The sequence below is a fragment of the Streptomyces sp. NPDC005303 genome, from assembly GCF_040607335.1.
In the GTDB taxonomy this organism is placed as follows: domain Bacteria; phylum Actinomycetota; class Actinomycetes; order Streptomycetales; family Streptomycetaceae; genus Streptomyces.
In genome coordinates this window covers 40,349-56,494 of sequence record NZ_JBEXGM010000002.1, presented here as the reverse complement: position 1 = coordinate 56,494, position 16,146 = coordinate 40,349, and the positions used below count along the sequence as shown (strand labels likewise).

Below are 16,146 nucleotides of genomic sequence, written 5' to 3'. Positions count from 1 at the left end.
CGGCCGCTACTTGCTCGCGGCGAAGCGCATCAGGGCCAGTTCGTCGCCCTGCTTGATCTTGCCGGTGGTGTTGATGACCTCGAGCTTCCAGGTGTTGCCGACCCGGACGGCCTTGGCGACCGCGCAGCCGTTGTCCGTGGTGAGCATGCTCGGCCAGATGTCGGCGACCTGCTGGGAGCTGCCGCCGCTGGCGTCGTAGACCTTGAAGCTGATGTTGCGGGCCTTCTGGAAGGAGCTGCCCTTCTTGTAGGCCGCGGCGACGAAGACGATCGAGGTGATGTGCGGCGGGATCTTCGAGAACTCGACGGTGACGGTCTCGTCGTCGCCGTCTCCGTGGCCGGTCTGGTTGTCGCCGCTGTGGAGCAGGGAGCCGTTGCCGATGGGGTCGAGCGAGTCGAGGCCCGCCAGGCGCACCGGGTCGCCGTCGTGCATGGCTATGGCGATCAGGTCGAGATCCGTGCCGCTCTTGCGGCGGAGCTTGCCGATCACCCCGCCGCTGGCCCCCGCGGTGGGGTCCCAGGAGACCCCTATGGCCAGGTGGGTCACGCCGTCCAGGTCGGCGGGGCCGTCTTCCTTCGTAAGCGTAATCATGGGGACATAGTGCACGGACTCACGCCGAGCTCCCAGGGCGGACCCGTCCTGACGGCCGGGGGCCCGGGTTCCGGGTGAACCGATGGCCGGGTGGCTCGCGGTCCCGCCGTCATGCGGTGATGCCGCAGTTGACTCCGCCCGAGATCCGGTTCCAGGTCGGCGGTCACACGACCTGCCCCCCTGCCGTCAACCCGGCATCGGCCGGCCCCTGGTCACGTGTGACGCCGCCGACACCACGTCTCGTAAAGTGATCGAGGCCAGTGGGCGGAGAATTCGAGGACCGGCGCGACGTAAAGCCTCGGTACTGGATCCGGACGGGGAACTGAGGCGTCTACGTCGTTATGGACCTGGAGAAGCAGCCCGCGCCACAGGCGTCCCCGCCCGAGGGATGTCTGACGGTCGCGATTCGCATTCCCGTACGCATCGTCGTGCTCGTGCTGGTCGTGCCCGTGCGGATCGTGTGGGACGCGTTCGTCGTCGTGGGGCGTTTCCTGCGCGACCGCGTGCTGCGGCCGCTGTGGCGGGCGCTGGTCGTCTGGCCCTGCGCGGCCCTATGGCGATACGTGGTCGTGCCCCTCGCCAAGGCGGTCGGATGGCTCGGCAAGATGCTCGTGGTCATTCCCCTGGTGGCGCTGTACCGGTATGTGCTGACACCGGTCGGGCACGGTGTCGCGTGGGTCGTGCGGGGGATCGTGGCCGGGCTGGTGTGGGTGTACGCGCGCGTGCTCACCCCGGTCGGGCGCGGGATCGTGTGGCTCCTCAAGGGTCTGGGCGCCGTGCTCGTCCGGATCGTCACCCTGGTCGGGCACGGTGTCGCGTGGGTCGCGCGGGGGATCGTGGCCGGGCTGGCGTGGGTGTACGCGCGCCTGTTCACCCCGGTCGGGCGCGGGATCGTGTGGCTCCTCAAGGGCGTCGGTGCCGTGCTCGCCTGGATCTTCACGCCGATCGGGCGCGCGATCGTCTGGTGTGCCCGGGGTCTCGCATGGCTGGCGGGCGCGGTCGCCACCGGCATCGGCGTCGCCCTGTACTGGATCGCCCGGATCCTGCTCGTCCTGCCCGCCGTCGCCCTGTGGCGCTGGATCCTCGCGCCCGTGGGAAGGGTCCTCGCCGTCGTCGGCCGGGAGGTGTGGGACGCGCTCGGGCACGCCTGGCGGATCGCCGGGCACATCTCGCTCGCCGTCGGACGGTTCCTGGCGACCCTCCTCAGGTGGATCTTCGTCGAGCCGGTGCGCTGGGTGTACCGCGAGGTCCTGACCCCTGTCGGGCATGTGATCCGGGATGTGATCCGGGACATGGTGCTGCGTCCTGTCGCCGAGGCCGCGCGCAGTGTGGGGCGGATCACCCGGGCCACGCTGGCGTCGGCCCGGGAGTCCGCACGGCAGGCCCGTGCCGACTTCCGGCGCATGCTGTTCGGCGATGCCGCGGGGACCCGTGAGCGTGAGGCGGTGGCCCGGCGGGAACCGACGGGCGCCGACACACGTACTCTTGGTAGCAGTACGACCGCACTCACGAAGGACTGAGCGACACTGGGCAAGCGACAGCCCGAAGGCCCGCCGCCCGCACCGGCGGTGCAGCGCATCCGACTGCGCTACACCAAGCGCGGCCGCCTCCGGTTCACCAGCCACCGTGACTTCCAGCGCGCCTTCGAGCGGGCGCTGCGCCGTGCCGAGGTGCCCATGGCGTACTCGGCTGGGTTCACGCCGCATCCGAAGGTGTCGTACGCCAATGCCGCACCCACCGGCACGGGCAGTGAGGCGGAGTACCTGGAGATCGCGCTCACGCAGGCGCGCGACCCGGAGAAGCTCCGGCTCCTCCTCGACGAGTCGCTGCCCACCGGGCTCGACGTCGTCGACGCGGTCGAGGCCCGGACCTCGGGACTCGCCGACCGGCTCACCGCTTCCGTGTGGGAGCTCAGGCTGGACGGCGTGGACCCGGCCGAGGCCGAGCGCGCGGTCGCCGCGTTCAACTCCGCCGAGGCGGTCGAGGTCCAGCGCACCACCAAGAACGGCCTGCGGACCTTTGACGCCCGCACCGCGGTCGTACAACTTGAAACGCACAGTGAACCTGCTGATAGGCCGACCGACCAGCCCTGTGCGATACTGCGGCTGGTTGTTCGGCACGTGACGCCTGCCGTTCGACCCGACGACGTCCTGTCCGGTCTCCGCGCCGTGGCCGACCTGGCGCCGCCGGTCCCCGCAGCGGTGACCAGGCTGGCGCAGGGGCTGCTCGATGAAGAGACCGGCACGGTGACCGACCCGCTCGCGCCCGACCGCGAGGCAGTCGAGGCCCACTCAACGGCCGAACCGACTGCCGCCGCGAAGGCGCCGGCGTAAGGAAGGTCCCGCGAAGGACGGGCGTCGTAGCGCAGCCCTCGTACTCGGGAGCCACCTGGGTCGGGCAGCGCACTGACCACAAGACTTTCGCCAGGCCGTACCCAACAAGGGCGTACGGAACCGGCGAGACAGGACACAGAGAGCTCCCGTGCGGCGCCCGCGCCCCGGACGGCGGCACCGCGCATCGCGCGAGCCGCGGACGTCACCGGCATCCTCGCCGGACCAGGCGCGGCGCCCGGGAGCCTGACGGGAGACAAGCCCGCATGCTCGAACCGACCGAACCCATCGAGGGTTCCGAACAGAACACTCCCAGCGACACGCTGCCGCCGCGCCGTCGGCGCCGTGCCGCGTCCAGGCCGGCGGGACCGCCGGTCGCCGGCGCCCCGGGCGGCGAGGAGGTCGTCGCTCCGGCCGTTGCGGCCGCGGAGGCGGAGGACCTCGTCACGGACGAGGAGGAGAAGCTCGACGAGAACGTCGAGACCGCGAACACCGAGAGCGCCGAGGCGCCGGAGCCGGCCGAGGCCGCCGCGCCCGCCGGGCGTCCGCGTCGGCGTGCGACGCGTCGGGCGTCCGCCCCTGCGGGTGCGCCCGCGGCGGCCGAGGCCGCCGAGACCGTGGTGCCGGTGACCGCCGAGACGCCTGCCGTGGCCGAGGCCGTTGATGAGGCGCCCGCCGCAGAGACCCCTGCGCCCGCCGGGCGTACGCGTCGCCGGGCTTCCCGGCGTGCCGCCGCGCCCGCCGAGACTCCGGAGGCCGGGGACGCCGTGGAGTCCCCGGAGTCCCCGGAGTCCGTCGAGCCGGTGGCCGCGGAAGCGCCCGCCGAGTCCGCCGAGTCCGCCGAGGCCGAGGACGCGAGCCCGCGTCGTACCCGGCGCCGTGCCACGCGTCGCGTCACCACGCCTGCCGGTGCCCCCGAGGGCGAGACGGCCGACGCCGCGCCGTCCGAGCCGGTCACCGACACCCCCGCCGTGCGGGAACCCGCCGCCGAGGCGCCCGCTGAGGCGCCCGCCGAGGAGGCCGCACCGCGCCGTGGTCGGCGTCGGTCCGTCCGTCAGGCTGCCGCCGGGTTCTCCGAGCCCGCGCGGCGCGCCGGTGGTGACGAGGACGAGGACGGGTCGCCGCGTCGGCCCGCGCGTCCCGCGGTCGCCGTGTTCCAGGCGCCCGTCTTCACCGAACCGCAGTTCCAGACCCCCCAGCGGGCCGCCGCCGAAGCCGCCGCGGAGGCCGAGCAGAGCGAGCCGGCCGAGGCCGTCGAGCCGGTCGAGGAGATCGCCGAGGAGCAGACCGGTTCGCGGCGCCGCCGCCGGCGCCGGGGTGCCGGCGACGAGCCCGAGGCGCAGGAGACCGTCGCCGAGGCCGTCGTGGAGGACGAGGAGGCGGACGAGACCGCCGAGGACTCCGTCGAGGACGACGAGGCCGAGGAGACGGGGTCGCGCAGGCGCCGTCGTCGCGGTGGCCGTCGCAGGCGCCGGGGCGATTCCCCCGAGGCCGCCGGTGACGAGGACTCCGAGGACGCCGACGAACTCGCCGAGCAGGCCGGGCAGTCCGCCCAGGACGAGGACTCCGAGGACGACGAGGACGACGAGGACGCCCGTTCCGACGAGTCCGGCGGCTCCAGCTCCAGCAGCCGTCGCCGCCGTCGCCGCAGGCGTCGGGCCGGTGACTCCTCCGTGGACACCGAGCCCGGTGACGGCGACCCCGAGCGGACCGTCGTCAAGGTGCGCGAGCCCCGTCCCGCGCGGGAAAAGGGTGCCGAGCCGTCCGACGAGGTGCAGTCCATCAAGGGCTCGACCCGTCTGGAGGCCAAGAAGCAGCGCCGCCGCGAAGGCCGGGAGCAGGGGCGTCGCCGCGTCCCGATCATCACCGAGGCCGAGTTCCTGGCCCGCCGCGAGGCCGTCGAGCGCGTGATGGTCGTCCGGCAGAGCGGTGAGCGCACTCAGATCGGCGTCCTCGAGGACGGTGTGCTCGTCGAGCACTACGTCAACAAGGAGCAGGCCACCTCGTACGTCGGCAACGTCTACCTGGGCAAGGTCCAGAACGTACTGCCGTCGATGGAGGCCGCCTTCATCGACATCGGCAAGGGCCGCAACGCGGTGCTGTACGCCGGTGAGGTCAACTTCGAGGCGCTAGGCATGGCCAACGGGCCGCGTCGCATCGAGTCCGCGCTCAAGTCCGGCCAGCCCGTGCTCGTCCAGGTGACGAAGGACCCGATCGGGCACAAGGGCGCGCGTCTGACCAGCCAGGTCTCCCTCCCGGGCCGCTACCTCGTGTACGTCCCCGAGGGCTCCATGACCGGCATCAGCCGCAAGCTGCCCGACACCGAGCGCGCGCGTCTGAAGACCATCCTCAAGAAGATCGTCCCCGAGGACGCGGGCGTCATCGTGCGCACCGCCGCCGAGGGCGCGAGCGAGGACGAACTGCGCCGCGACGTCGAGCGGCTCCAGGCGCAGTGGGAGGACATCCAGCGGAAGGCGAAGAGCGGCAACGCCCCGACGCTGCTCTACGGCGAGCCGGACATGACCGTCCGGGTCGTCCGCGACATCTTCAACGAGGACTTCACCAAGGTCGTCGTCAGCGGTGACGAGGGATGGGAGACCATCCACGGCTACGTCTCGCACGTCGCGCCCGACCTGGCCGACCGGCTCCAGAAGTGGACCTCCGAGGTCGACGTCTTCGCCACGTACCGGATCGACGAGCAGCTCGCCAAGGCGCTGGACCGCAAGGTCTGGCTGCCGAGCGGTGGTTCGCTGGTGATCGACCGCACCGAGGCGATGGTCGTCGTCGACGTCAACACCGGCAAGTTCACCGGCCAGGGCGGCAACCTGGAGGAGACGGTCACCAGGAACAACCTGGAGGCGGCCGAGGAGATCGTGCGCCAGCTCAGGCTGCGCGACCTCGGCGGCATCATCGTCATCGACTTCATCGACATGGTCCTGGAGTCCAACCGGGACCTGGTGCTCAGGCGTCTGCTGGAGTGCCTGGGCCGGGACCGGACCAAGCACCAGGTCGCCGAGGTCACCTCGCTGGGCCTGGTCCAGATGACCCGTAAGCGGGTCGGACAGGGCCTGCTGGAGTCCTTCTCGGAGACCTGCGTCCACTGCAACGGCCGCGGTGTCATCGTGCACATGGAGCAGCCGACCTCCGCCGGTGGCGGCGGCAAGCGCAAGAAGCGCGGGCGCGGCGGTGACGGGCACGAGCACACCCACGAGGCCGCGGCCGTCGTGGAGGCGACCGAGGAGCCCGAGGAGGTCGAGACCGAGGCGGAGCTCGCCGCCGAGGTGGCCGAGCCGATCGCGCTCACGCCCGCCGAGTTCCAGCCGGACGAGGAGCTGTACAGCAGCGTCGCCGAGGCGGAGGCCGCGGCCACCCGCGGGCGTGGCCGTCGCAGGTCGGGCCGCCGGGCGTCCGCTCCGGCCGGCGCCCCGCGGGGTACCGGGTCCAGGAGGTCGGGCGGTGCCGAGGCGCCGGCCGACCAGGAGAGCCCGGTGTCCGAGGACGCCGAGGCCCCGACCGCTCAGGCCGTACCGGCCGAGGCCGAGGTGTCGCGTCCGGTGCAGCCGGAGTCGGCCGCCGAGGCGCAGGCCGAGCCGGTCGCGGCGGAGGATCCGGTCGTGGAGGCCGCGCCCGTCGCCGACGAGGCGGCGCCGAAGGGCCGTACCCGTCGTCGCGCCACCCGCAAGGTGTCCGCGCCCGCCGGGTCGCCCGCGGGAGCGGAGGCCGCCGTGGTGACGGTCGCCGAGACCGCGCCGGTGGCCGAGCCGCAGGCCGAACCGGCTCCGGCCGCCCCGGCCGAGCCCGAGGCGGCAGCCGAGAGTGCCGCCCCGGCCCGTCCGCGCCGCCGTGCCGTCCGCAAGGCCACCGCGCCCACCGCGTCCGAGGAGGCGGCCGTCGTGGTCGTGCCTTCGGCCGAGGCGCCGGCTGAGGCTCTGGCCGAGGCTCCGGTGGACGCGGAGGAGCCCGCCGAGGAGGCGGCTCCGGCCAAGAAGACGGCTCGCAAGACGGCCAAGAAGGCCACGGCGAAGAAGGCCGCGACCAAGAAGGCCACCGTCGCCAAGAAGACGGCCGCGAAGAAGACCGTCGCCAAGAAGACGACCGCGAAGAAGGCGGCGTCGAAGAAGACGGTGGCGGCCGAGCAGCAGTCGCCGCCCTCCGTCTCGACCCAGGCGGACGAGGCCTGACAGACAGTCACCGAATAGATTCGGCCGTACGAAGATCGAAATCCGCTCCCGGTTCGCCGGGGGCGGATTTCGTGATTCTGTGGGTGTGGCGTTCGACGGAAAGTTGTCAATCGGTGATCGATCGTGTGAATGGCTGGTGAATCCTAGGCCTGTCCACAGGGTTATGATGTGAGCCGAGATTGACGCTTAATTTAGACAAATAGGGATTTTCGTGAAGGCTCTCGTGCTCTCCGGGGGGGCGGGCACCCGCCTCCGTCCGATCACTCACACCTCGGCCAAGCAGCTGGTACCGGTCGCCAACAAGCCCGTGCTCTTCTACGGCCTGGAGGCGATCGCCGAGGCCGGGATCAGCGAGGTCGGCATCGTGGTCGGCGACACCGCGGACGAGATCCGCGAGGCGGTGGGCGACGGCTCCCAGTTCGGGATCGAGGTGACCTACCTCCCGCAGGAGGCGCCGCTGGGCCTGGCCCACGCCGTCCTCATCGCCCAGGACTTCCTCGGTGACGAGGACTTCGTCATGTACCTCGGCGACAACTTCATCGTCGGTGGCATCACCGGCCTGGTGGAGGAGTTCCGCGGTGAGCGCCCCGACGCGCAGATCCTGCTGACCAAGGTCCCCAACCCCACCTCCTTCGGCGTCGCCGAACTCGGCGCCGACGGCCTGGTGGTGGGCCTGGAGGAGAAGCCGAAGCAGCCCAAGAGCGACCTGGCCCTCGTCGGCGTCTATCTCTTCACGCCGGCCATCCACGAGGCCGTCCGCTCCATCGAGCCCTCGTGGCGCGGCGAGCTGGAGATCACGCACGCCATCCAGTGGCTGATCGACCAGAAGCGCGACGTCCGCTCCACCACCATCTCCGGGTACTGGAAGGACACCGGCAACGTCACCGACATGCTGGAGGTCAACCGGTCGGTCCTGGAGACCGTCGAGCCGGTGGTCGAGGGCACCGTCGACGAGAGCAGCGAGATCATCGGCCGGGTGCGCGTCGAGGCGGGTGCCAGCGTCAGTGGCAGCCGGATCGTCGGGCCTGCCATCATCGGTGCCGGCACGGTGGTCAACGACGCCTACATCGGTCCGTTCACGTCCGTCTCCGAGGACTGCCGGATCGAGGACAGCGAAATCGAGTACTCCATCGTGCTGCGCGGCTCGTCCGTGACCGGCGTGCGCCGAGTGGAGGCCTCGCTCATCGGACGTGACGTCGAGGTCACGCCCGCGCCCCGTAACCCCAAGGCCCACCGGCTCGTGCTCGGTGATCACAGCAAGGTGCAGATCTCTTCATGACCACTCGGATTCTGGTGACCGGCGGTGCCGGCTTCATCGGCTCGCACTACGTCCGTACCGTGCTCGGTCCCCAGGGCCCCGGTGACGTCTCGGTCACCGTCCTGGACAAGCTGACCTACGCGGGCAACCCGGCCAACCTCGACGAGGTGCGCGAGCACCCCGGATTCGCCTTCGTGCAGGGCGACATCTGCGACCCCGAGCTGGTCGGCAAGCTGATGGCCGAGCACGACCAGGTGGTGCACTTCGCCGCCGAGTCGCACGTCGACCGTTCCATCGACGGCGGGGCGGAGTTCGTGCGCACCAACGTGGTCGGCACCCACACCCTCATCGACGCGGCCCACCGCGCGGGCATCAAGACCTTCGTGCACATCTCCACCGACGAGGTCTACGGCTCGATCGACGAGGGCTCCTGGCCCGAGACGCACCCGCTGGAGCCCAACTCGCCGTATTCCTCGGCGAAGGCGTCCAGCGACCTGATCGCGCTGTCGTACCACCGCACCCACGGCCTGGACGTGCGGGTGACCCGCTGCTCCAACAACTACGGGCACCACCACTTCCCCGAGAAGGTCATCCCGCTGTTCGTGACCAACCTCCTCGACGGCAAGAAGGTCCCGCTGTACGGCGACGGCGGCAACGTCCGCGACTGGCTGCACATCGACGACCACGTCCAGGGCATCGAGCTCGTGCGTACCAAGGGCCGCGCCGGTGAGGTCTACAACATCGGCGGCGGCACCGAGCTGTCCAACAAGGAGCTCACCGGCCTGCTGCTGAAGGCGTGCGGCGCCGACTGGGAGACCAGCGTCGAGTACGTCGAGGACCGCAAGGGCCACGACCGCCGCTACTCCGTCGACTGCACGAAGATCCGCGAGGAGCTCGGCTACGAGCCCCGCAAGAGCTTCGAGCAGGGCCTCGCGGAGACCGTGCAGTGGTACCGCGACAACCGCGCCTGGTGGGAGCCGCTGAAGGAGCGGGCCGCGCTGTGACCGACAACCGCACCTGGCTGGTCACGGGCGCGGGCGGCATGCTGGGCCAGGACGTCCTGGCCCGGCTGGCCGAGGCGGGGGAGCGGTATGTCGCCCTCGACCGCGCGGCGCTGGACCTCACCGACGCCGACGCCGTACGTGCGGCCGTGGCCGAGCACCGGCCCGCCGTGGTCGTCAACTGCGCCGCCTGGACCGCCGTCGACGACGCCGAGACCCGTGAGGACGAGGCGCTCGCGATCAACGGCGACGGGCCGCGCCATCTCGCCGACGCCTGCGCCGGTACCGACGCCGTGCTGCTGCATGTCTCCACGGACTACGTCTTCGCCGGCGACGCCGAGGAGCCGTACGCGGAGGACGCCCCCACCGCGCCCCGCAGCGCCTACGGCCGCACCAAGCTCGTCGGGGAGAAGGCCGTGCTCGGGATCGAGCGCGGGTACGTCGTGCGCACCGCCTGGCTCTACGGCACCGGCGGTCCCAATTTCGTCCGCACGATGATCAAGCTGGAGACCGTCAAGGACACCCTCGACGTCGTCGACGACCAGCGCGGCCAGCCCACCTGGACCGTCGACCTGGCCGACCGCCTGGTGCGCCTCGGCCAGGCGGCCCTCGCGGGGACCGCTCCCGCCGGTGTGTACCACGGCACCAGCGGCGGCGAAACGACGTGGTTCGGGCTCACCCGGGAGATCTTCCGGCTGCTGGGCGCCGACCCGGAGCGGGTCCGGCCGACCACCAGCGCGGCGTTCGCTCGCCCCGCGCCCCGGCCCGCGTACAGCGTGCTCGGGCACAACCGCTGGCAGCAGGCCGGCATCGAACCGATTCGTGACTGGTCCGAGAGTCTCAGCTGCGCGATGCCCGTGTTGGTCGCGGAGCTCCAGGAGGGGAACCCATGACCGTGAAGGTCAGCATCATCATCCCGGTCTACAACGCGGGGATCTACATCGAGCGCCCGATCAACTCGCTCCTGAAGCAGTCACTGCCGCAGGACGAGTTCGAGGTGATATTCGTCGACGACGGATCGACCGATGATTCCGCGGAGCGGCTGAAGCAAATGGCCGACAACTCGGAGAACTTCCGGGTGCTCTCCATGCCGAACTCGGGCTGGCCCGGGCGTCCCCGCAATGTCGGTGTCGCCAACGCGCGCGGTGAATACATACATTTCCTCGACCAGGACGACGCCTTGGGGCCGAAGGCGCTGGAAGTGATGTACGAGCGGGCACAGAAGAATCGTTCCGACATAGTCGTCGGGAAGGTCAAGGGCAACATGCGCGGCCCGATTCGCCTTTTCCGCGAGTCGGTCGACAGCGTGGGCCCGGAGCTCGCAGAGCTGTACGAGACGCTGACCCCGCACAAGATGTTCCGGCGTCAGTTCCTGCTCGACAATGACATCAAATTCCAGGAGGGGCGCTGCCGCCTGGAGGACCAGATGTTCCTGGCCAAGGCCTATCCGCTCGCCAAGAGCATAACGATAGTCGGCGATGTCGTGTGTTACGACTGGAGCAAGCGCGACGACGGCAGCAACAACAGCAAGAGCCGTACCGAGCCGGGTGACTACTATCCCTGGCTCGCGAAGACCGCGCAGATAGTCAAGGCCAACACGAGCCCGGGTCCGGTGCGCGACGCCTTCCTGACGCGCAACTACCGGGTCGAGGTCCTGCGGAACACCTCCACACAGGGTTTCCTCAAGGGCGATCCCTTCAGCATGGGGCACTACGAGGCGGCCCGTAAGGTGGCGGTCGAGGAGTACTCGGATTCCGTCCGTGAGGGGCTGCCGCCGCTGTGGCGATTCCGCGCCGAACTGCTCGAGGCCGACCGTGTCGAGGACCTGCGCAAGGTGGCCGAGCGTTACCGTGACGCCGTCAGCGAGGTCGAGTTCAGCGGCCCGGTGCGTTGGCGGCGGGGTGTGCTGGTCGCGCCGTTCCGGGCCCGGCTGCGCTACCAGGACGGTGCCACGGTGAAGGTCAGGAAGCTGGGCGACGGCTACGGCCTCGACCTTGCCGTGGTCCAGGGGATAGACGGCGGCCCGGAATGGTCCTTCAAGGACATAGAGAACCGTGCGGTCGTGGATTTCCAGCTGCGTCAGCGCAACAAGGCGCAGGCCTGGTTCGCCGAGGTCGAGTCCGAGCTGGCGGTGGCCGCCGACGGGACCGTGGAGATCAAGGGAACCGTCCGCGTCGACCCGGACACGGCGGCATGTGGCGGTCGGCTCCCCAAGGGGCTGTACGACGTCCACGTCAATGTCCAGTTGCTCGGGATCGAACGCATGGCCCGTATCGAGGGCGGCCCGGTGAGCGAGCTGCTGCCCTGCGGTGGTGAGCGCTCCCAGCGCCTGAACATCCAGGCCGCTCCCTACTGGACCAGGGACGGGCGGCTCGCCCTCGACATCGGTGGGAACATGCACCCCGTCCCGGACAAGTCCCCTGAGGCCCAGGCCACTTGGCGAAAGGTCGCCAAGAAGGTCAAACGAGTCTTCTCATCCTGAACCGGAGGTCCCGCTCCATCATGAAGCCCCTTTCGATCGAAGGCGCCTGGGTCCACGAGCCCAGCGTCTTCCCGGACGAGCGCGGCAGCTTTCACGAGTGGTTCCGCGGAGCGGATTTCCGCGCGAGCACCGGGCACGACCTGTCCCTGGCCCAGGCGAACTGCTCGGTCTCCCGACGAGGCACCCTCCGCGGGGTCCACTTCGCCGATGTGCCGCCGAGCCAGGCCAAGTACGTGAAGTGCGTCCGCGGCGCCGTGCTCGACGCCGTCGTCGACATCCGGGTCGGCTCCCCCACCTACGGGCAGTGGGAACTGGTCCGTCTCGACGACGAGACGCACGCCTCGGTCTACCTGTCCGAGGGCCTCGGACACGCCTTCCTGGCGCTGACCGATGACGCGACCGTCGTCTACCTCTGTTCCGAGGGCTACGCGCCGGGGCGGGAGCACGGCATCCACCCCCTCGATCCCGAGCTGGGCATCGAATGGCCGACGGATGTGGAGCCGCTGCTTTCGGACAAGGACGCCGCCGCCCCGACGCTGGCGGAGGCGGCGGCGCAGGGGCTGCTGCCCCGTTACGAGGACTGCGTGGCCTATCGCTCGGAACTCTGAGAGCCGCCTATGAAGTTACTGGACGGTAGGTGTTTACTCCCCGGACGAACCCCGGCTAGCTTCCGTGAATCGCTTAGTCGTCAGCCATCAGTGAAGGGCTCACTTTTCGTGGATCGGCACGGGTTCCTCCGCCAGTTGCACAAGATCTATCGTCCCCGTAACTACCTTGAGATTGGAGTGAACGACGGCCGCAGCCTGACGCTGTCCCGAGTGCCCACGGTTGCCATCGACCCGGCGTTCAAGGTGACCTCGGAGGTCAGCTGCGATGTGCACATGGTCAAGGCCACGAGCGACGACTTCTTCAAGCGCAAGGACCCGTTGATCCACCTGCGCAACGGCCGCAACCCGTTCCGCGCGCTCGCCCGCCGCGATCCGCTGAACCTCCTGGGTGGTGAGCCGAGGATCGAGCTGGCGTTCATCGACGGCATGCACCTCTTCGAGTTCGCCCTGCGGGACTTCATGAACGTCGAGCGGCATTCGCGCTGGTCGAGTGTGATCGTGCTGGACGACATGCTGCCGCGGAACGTCGACGAGGCGGCTCGTGACCGGCACACGGGCATGTGGACCGGCGACGTCTTCAAGGTGGCGCAGGTGCTGCGGCGCTACCGCCCCGATCTGGTGGTGGTGGAGCTCGACACGAAGCCCACCGGTGTCGTGGCGATCTTCGGAGCCGACCCGACCAGCACCGTGCTGAAGGACAACTACGACAAGATCATGGAGGAGTACCGCGCCGACGACCCGCAGGTCGTTCCGGAAGAGGTACTGCTGCGCAAGAACGCCGTCCAGGGCGAGACCCTGCTCGGTGCGGACTTCTGGCCGGCCCTCGTACGGGCCCGCAATCTGCGCCGCCCCCGCTCGGCGTTCACGCCGATCCGCCGCGACATCCGAGCCGTGACCGGCTGACACCGGTTGATACCGCGTGCCCGCCGGGAGCCTTTGGCCCGGCGGGCACGCGGCTTATTCAGCCCTGCGGCACTCCCCTTTCGCGGCCGGTCCGAGGTCCGGTTTGACCCCCACGCCGGGGCCCCGTAACCTTGACCGTCGGCGTGTCCATAGCGGCCGCCACGTCCCCGTAAACCTTTTCCTTCCGGGTGCTCTGCTGTCCGGAAGAGGTCGTCCGTGCTTTTGGCCGGGCGGCTGGCCTGCGGGGGTGCCGTTCTTCGAGTGAGAGTGAGATCCGCGTGTACGCCATCGTGCGCAGCGGTGGTCGCCAGCACAAGGTTGCTGTCGGCGACATCGTTGAGGTTGACAAGATTTCCACTGCCAAGGTTGGCGACACGGTCGAGCTCTCGACCCTGCTCGTTGTCGACGGCGACGCTGTGACCAGCGACCCGTGGGTTCTGGCCGGCATCAAGGTCCAGGCCGAGGTCGTGGACCACCACAAGGGCGTCAAGATCGACATCCTTCGCTACAAGAACAAGACCGGCTACCGCCGTCGTCAGGGCCACCGCCAGCAGTACACGGCGATCAAGGTCACTGAGATCCCCGCGGCTGCGAAGTAAGGGACTGAGGAGAGATGGCACACAAGAAGGGCGCATCGTCCACCCGTAACGGTCGCGACTCCAACGCTCAGCGCCTCGGCGTGAAGCGCTTCGGTGGTCAGGTCGTCAACGCGGGCGAGATCCTGGTCCGCCAGCGCGGTACCCACTTCCACCCGGGTGCGGGCGTCGGCCGTGGCGGCGACGACACGCTGTTCGCGCTGAACGCCGGTGCGGTGCAGTTCGGCACCCACCGTGGCCGCAAGGTCGTGAACATCGTTCCGGTCGCCTGAGCTCAGGCCTAGACCGAACTTTTCGCGAGGCGGACCTCACTTCCCTGGTGGGAAGGCGGGTCCGCCTTTCGCGTGTTAGTGAAGTAGTACTCGTACCGTTTTTGGAGGCACCGAACCATGACCACCTTCGTGGACCGCGTCGAACTGCATGTCGCCGCGGGTAACGGAGGTCACGGCTGTGCCTCCGTCCACCGGGAGAAGTTCAAGCCGCTCGGCGGCCCCGACGGCGGAAACGGCGGGCGGGGCGGCGACGTTATTCTGACCGTCGACCAGTCCGTCACCACGCTGCTCGACTACCACCACTCCCCGCACCGCAAGGCCACCAACGGCAAGCCCGGTGAGGGCGGCAACCGTTCCGGCAAGGACGGCCAGGACCTGGTCCTGCCGGTGCCGGACGGCACCGTCGTCCTCGACCGGCAGGGCAACGTCCTCGCCGACCTGGTCGGACACGGCACCTCCTACGTCGCCGCCCAGGGGGGCCGCGGCGGCCTCGGCAACGCGGCGCTGGCCTCCGCCCGCCGCAAGGCTCCCGGGTTCGCGCTGCTCGGCGTACCGGGAGACCTCCAGGACATCGTCCTGGAGCTCAAGACCGTGGCCGACGTCGCGCTGGTCGGCTACCCGAGCGCGGGCAAGTCCTCGCTGATCTCGGTGCTGAGCGCGGCCAAGCCGAAGATCGCCGACTACCCCTTCACCACGCTGGTCCCGAACCTGGGCGTGGTCACCGCGGGCGACACCGTCTACACCATCGCCGACGTCCCGGGCCTGATCCCGGGCGCCAGCCAGGGCAAGGGCCTGGGCCTGGAGTTCCTGCGGCACGTCGAGCGCTGCAGTGTCCTCGTGCACGTCCTGGACACCGCCACGCTGGAGTCCGACCGCGACCCGGTCTCCGACCTCGACATCATCGAGGCGGAGCTCAGGGAGTACGGCGGCCTCGACAACCGCCCGCGGATCGTCGTCCTGAACAAGATCGACGTACCGGACGGCAAGGACCTCGCCGAGATGGTGCGGCCGGATCTGGAGTCGCGTGGCTATCGCGTCTTCGAGGTGTCCGCGGTCGCCCACATGGGGCTGAAGGAGCTCTCCTTCGCTCTCGCCGACCTGGTCGGCAGGGGGCGGGCCGCGAAGCCCAAGGAAGAGGCGACCCGGATCGTCATCCGGCCCAAGGCCGTGGACGACACCGGCTTCACTGTGGTCCGCGAGGAGGACGGCCTGTTCCGGGTGCGCGGCGAGAAGCCGGAGCGCTGGGTGCGGCAGACCGACTTCAGCAACGACGAGGCCGTCGGCTACCTCGCCGACCGTCTCAACCGCCTCGGTGTGGAAGAGCAGTTGATGAAGGCGGGCGCCCGTTCGGGTGACGGCGTCGCCATCGGCCCGGAGGACAACGCGGTCGTCTTCGACTGGGAGCCGACCGTCATGGCCGGCGCCGAGATGCTCGGCCGGCGCGGCGAGGACCACCGCTTCGAGGAGCCCCGGCCCGCCGCCCAGCGCCGCCGCGACAAGCAGGCCGAACGGGACGAGGCCGCCCAGGAGTTCGACGACTTCGAGCCCTTCTGAGTGAACGCCGCATCCTCCTGTGAGTCGTACGGGTCAATCCGTACGACCGTCACGGGAGGATGCGGGGTGCGCGTACGACGAGGAGGGTGACGCACGGGGTTCACCCTCGGCCACACCCTGCTCGGCGACACCGCGGCGTAGGCCCGTCCGAGCTGCGAATTCGCCAACCAGAACCCAAAAGATCGTCAGACGGCGGTGTCTTTAAGGCCGTTGCGCCGGAATCACGTGAATCATGTGATCCCCGAGTCGCAACGGCTCTTTTGTTGTCTACCCATTTGTCATGCACGCGAACACCTTGGTTCAGCGCACGGATCGCCCCGAAGCGTGAGCTTCCAGGGTGCCCAAGAGGTCAGCGACGCAAGGGAGTTCG

The 16,146-nt window shown here is 69.9% G+C and carries 13 protein-coding genes; 12 read left to right on the top strand and 1 reads right to left on the bottom strand.

Translation table 11 applies throughout. The annotated features are described in order from the left end of the window. Positions 1 to 6: 6 nt before the first annotated feature. On the bottom strand, positions 7 to 591 hold the full coding sequence (locus tag ABZT93_RS04160; RefSeq protein WP_356098615.1) for a TerD family protein: 585 nt from the start codon (positions 589 to 591) through the stop codon (positions 7 to 9). Between the two features lie 341 nt (positions 592 to 932). Here ABZT93_RS04160 and ABZT93_RS04155 point away from each other — a divergent pair, with 341 nt between their 5' ends. The 12 genes from ABZT93_RS04155 (at position 933) to obgE (ending at position 15,776) form a co-directional block, all read left to right on the top strand. After that, positions 933 to 2,111, top strand: a complete 1,179-nt coding sequence (locus ABZT93_RS04155) for a hypothetical protein (protein WP_356098612.1) — start codon at positions 933 to 935, stop codon at positions 2,109 to 2,111. 48 nt (positions 2,112 to 2,159) lie between these two features. Next, a complete protein-coding gene (locus ABZT93_RS04150) occupies positions 2,160 to 2,924 on the top strand; it encodes a TIGR03936 family radical SAM-associated protein (protein ID WP_356098609.1) in 765 nt (254 codons plus the stop codon). A 263-nt stretch (positions 2,925 to 3,187) separates the two neighbouring features. Beyond that, positions 3,188 to 7,102 carry an Rne/Rng family ribonuclease gene (locus ABZT93_RS04145; protein WP_356098606.1) on the top strand — a complete coding sequence of 1,305 codons (3,915 nt, stop codon included), beginning with the start codon at positions 3,188 to 3,190 and terminating at the stop codon, positions 7,100 to 7,102. A 211-nt stretch (positions 7,103 to 7,313) separates the two neighbouring features. Beyond that, complete coding sequence (locus tag ABZT93_RS04140) at positions 7,314 to 8,381, top strand: glucose-1-phosphate thymidylyltransferase (RefSeq protein WP_356098603.1); 1,068 nt, start codon at positions 7,314 to 7,316, stop codon at positions 8,379 to 8,381. Further along, complete coding sequence (rfbB, locus tag ABZT93_RS04135; RefSeq protein WP_007381997.1) at positions 8,378 to 9,364, top strand: dTDP-glucose 4,6-dehydratase; 987 nt, start codon at positions 8,378 to 8,380, stop codon at positions 9,362 to 9,364. Before ABZT93_RS04140 ends, rfbB begins: the two co-directional genes overlap by 4 nt. Next, positions 9,361 to 10,254, top strand: a complete 894-nt coding sequence (gene rfbD, locus ABZT93_RS04130; protein WP_356098600.1) for a dTDP-4-dehydrorhamnose reductase — start codon at positions 9,361 to 9,363, stop codon at positions 10,252 to 10,254. The genes rfbB and rfbD overlap by 4 nt, the downstream gene beginning before the upstream one ends. After that, on the top strand, positions 10,251 to 11,843 hold the full coding sequence (locus ABZT93_RS04125) for a glycosyltransferase family A protein (RefSeq protein ID WP_356098597.1): 1,593 nt from the start codon (positions 10,251 to 10,253) through the stop codon (positions 11,841 to 11,843). Before rfbD ends, ABZT93_RS04125 begins: the two co-directional genes overlap by 4 nt. Positions 11,844 to 11,863: 20 nt before the next feature. Then, the gene (rfbC, locus tag ABZT93_RS04120) at positions 11,864 to 12,451 is read left to right on the top strand and encodes a dTDP-4-dehydrorhamnose 3,5-epimerase (RefSeq protein WP_356098594.1); all 588 of its coding nucleotides are present in this window, start codon (positions 11,864 to 11,866) and stop codon (positions 12,449 to 12,451) included. 108 nt (positions 12,452 to 12,559) lie between these two features. Continuing rightward, positions 12,560 to 13,354, top strand: coding sequence for a class I SAM-dependent methyltransferase (locus tag ABZT93_RS04115; RefSeq protein WP_356098591.1), 795 nt, complete (start codon positions 12,560 to 12,562; stop codon positions 13,352 to 13,354). Positions 13,355 to 13,632: 278 nt separating this feature from the next. After that, entirely contained in the window at positions 13,633 to 13,953 is a 321-nt protein-coding gene (rplU, locus tag ABZT93_RS04110; RefSeq protein WP_007381993.1) for a 50S ribosomal protein L21, read from the top strand. Between the two features lie 14 nt (positions 13,954 to 13,967). Beyond that, positions 13,968 to 14,222: a 50S ribosomal protein L27 gene (gene rpmA, locus ABZT93_RS04105; RefSeq protein ID WP_030961848.1), complete on the top strand. Its 255-nt coding sequence runs from the start codon at positions 13,968 to 13,970 to the stop codon at positions 14,220 to 14,222. 117 nt (positions 14,223 to 14,339) lie between these two features. Next, entirely contained in the window at positions 14,340 to 15,776 is a 1,437-nt protein-coding gene (gene obgE, locus ABZT93_RS04100) for a GTPase ObgE (RefSeq protein WP_356098588.1), read from the top strand. The last annotated feature ends 370 nt before the right edge of the window (positions 15,777 to 16,146 follow it).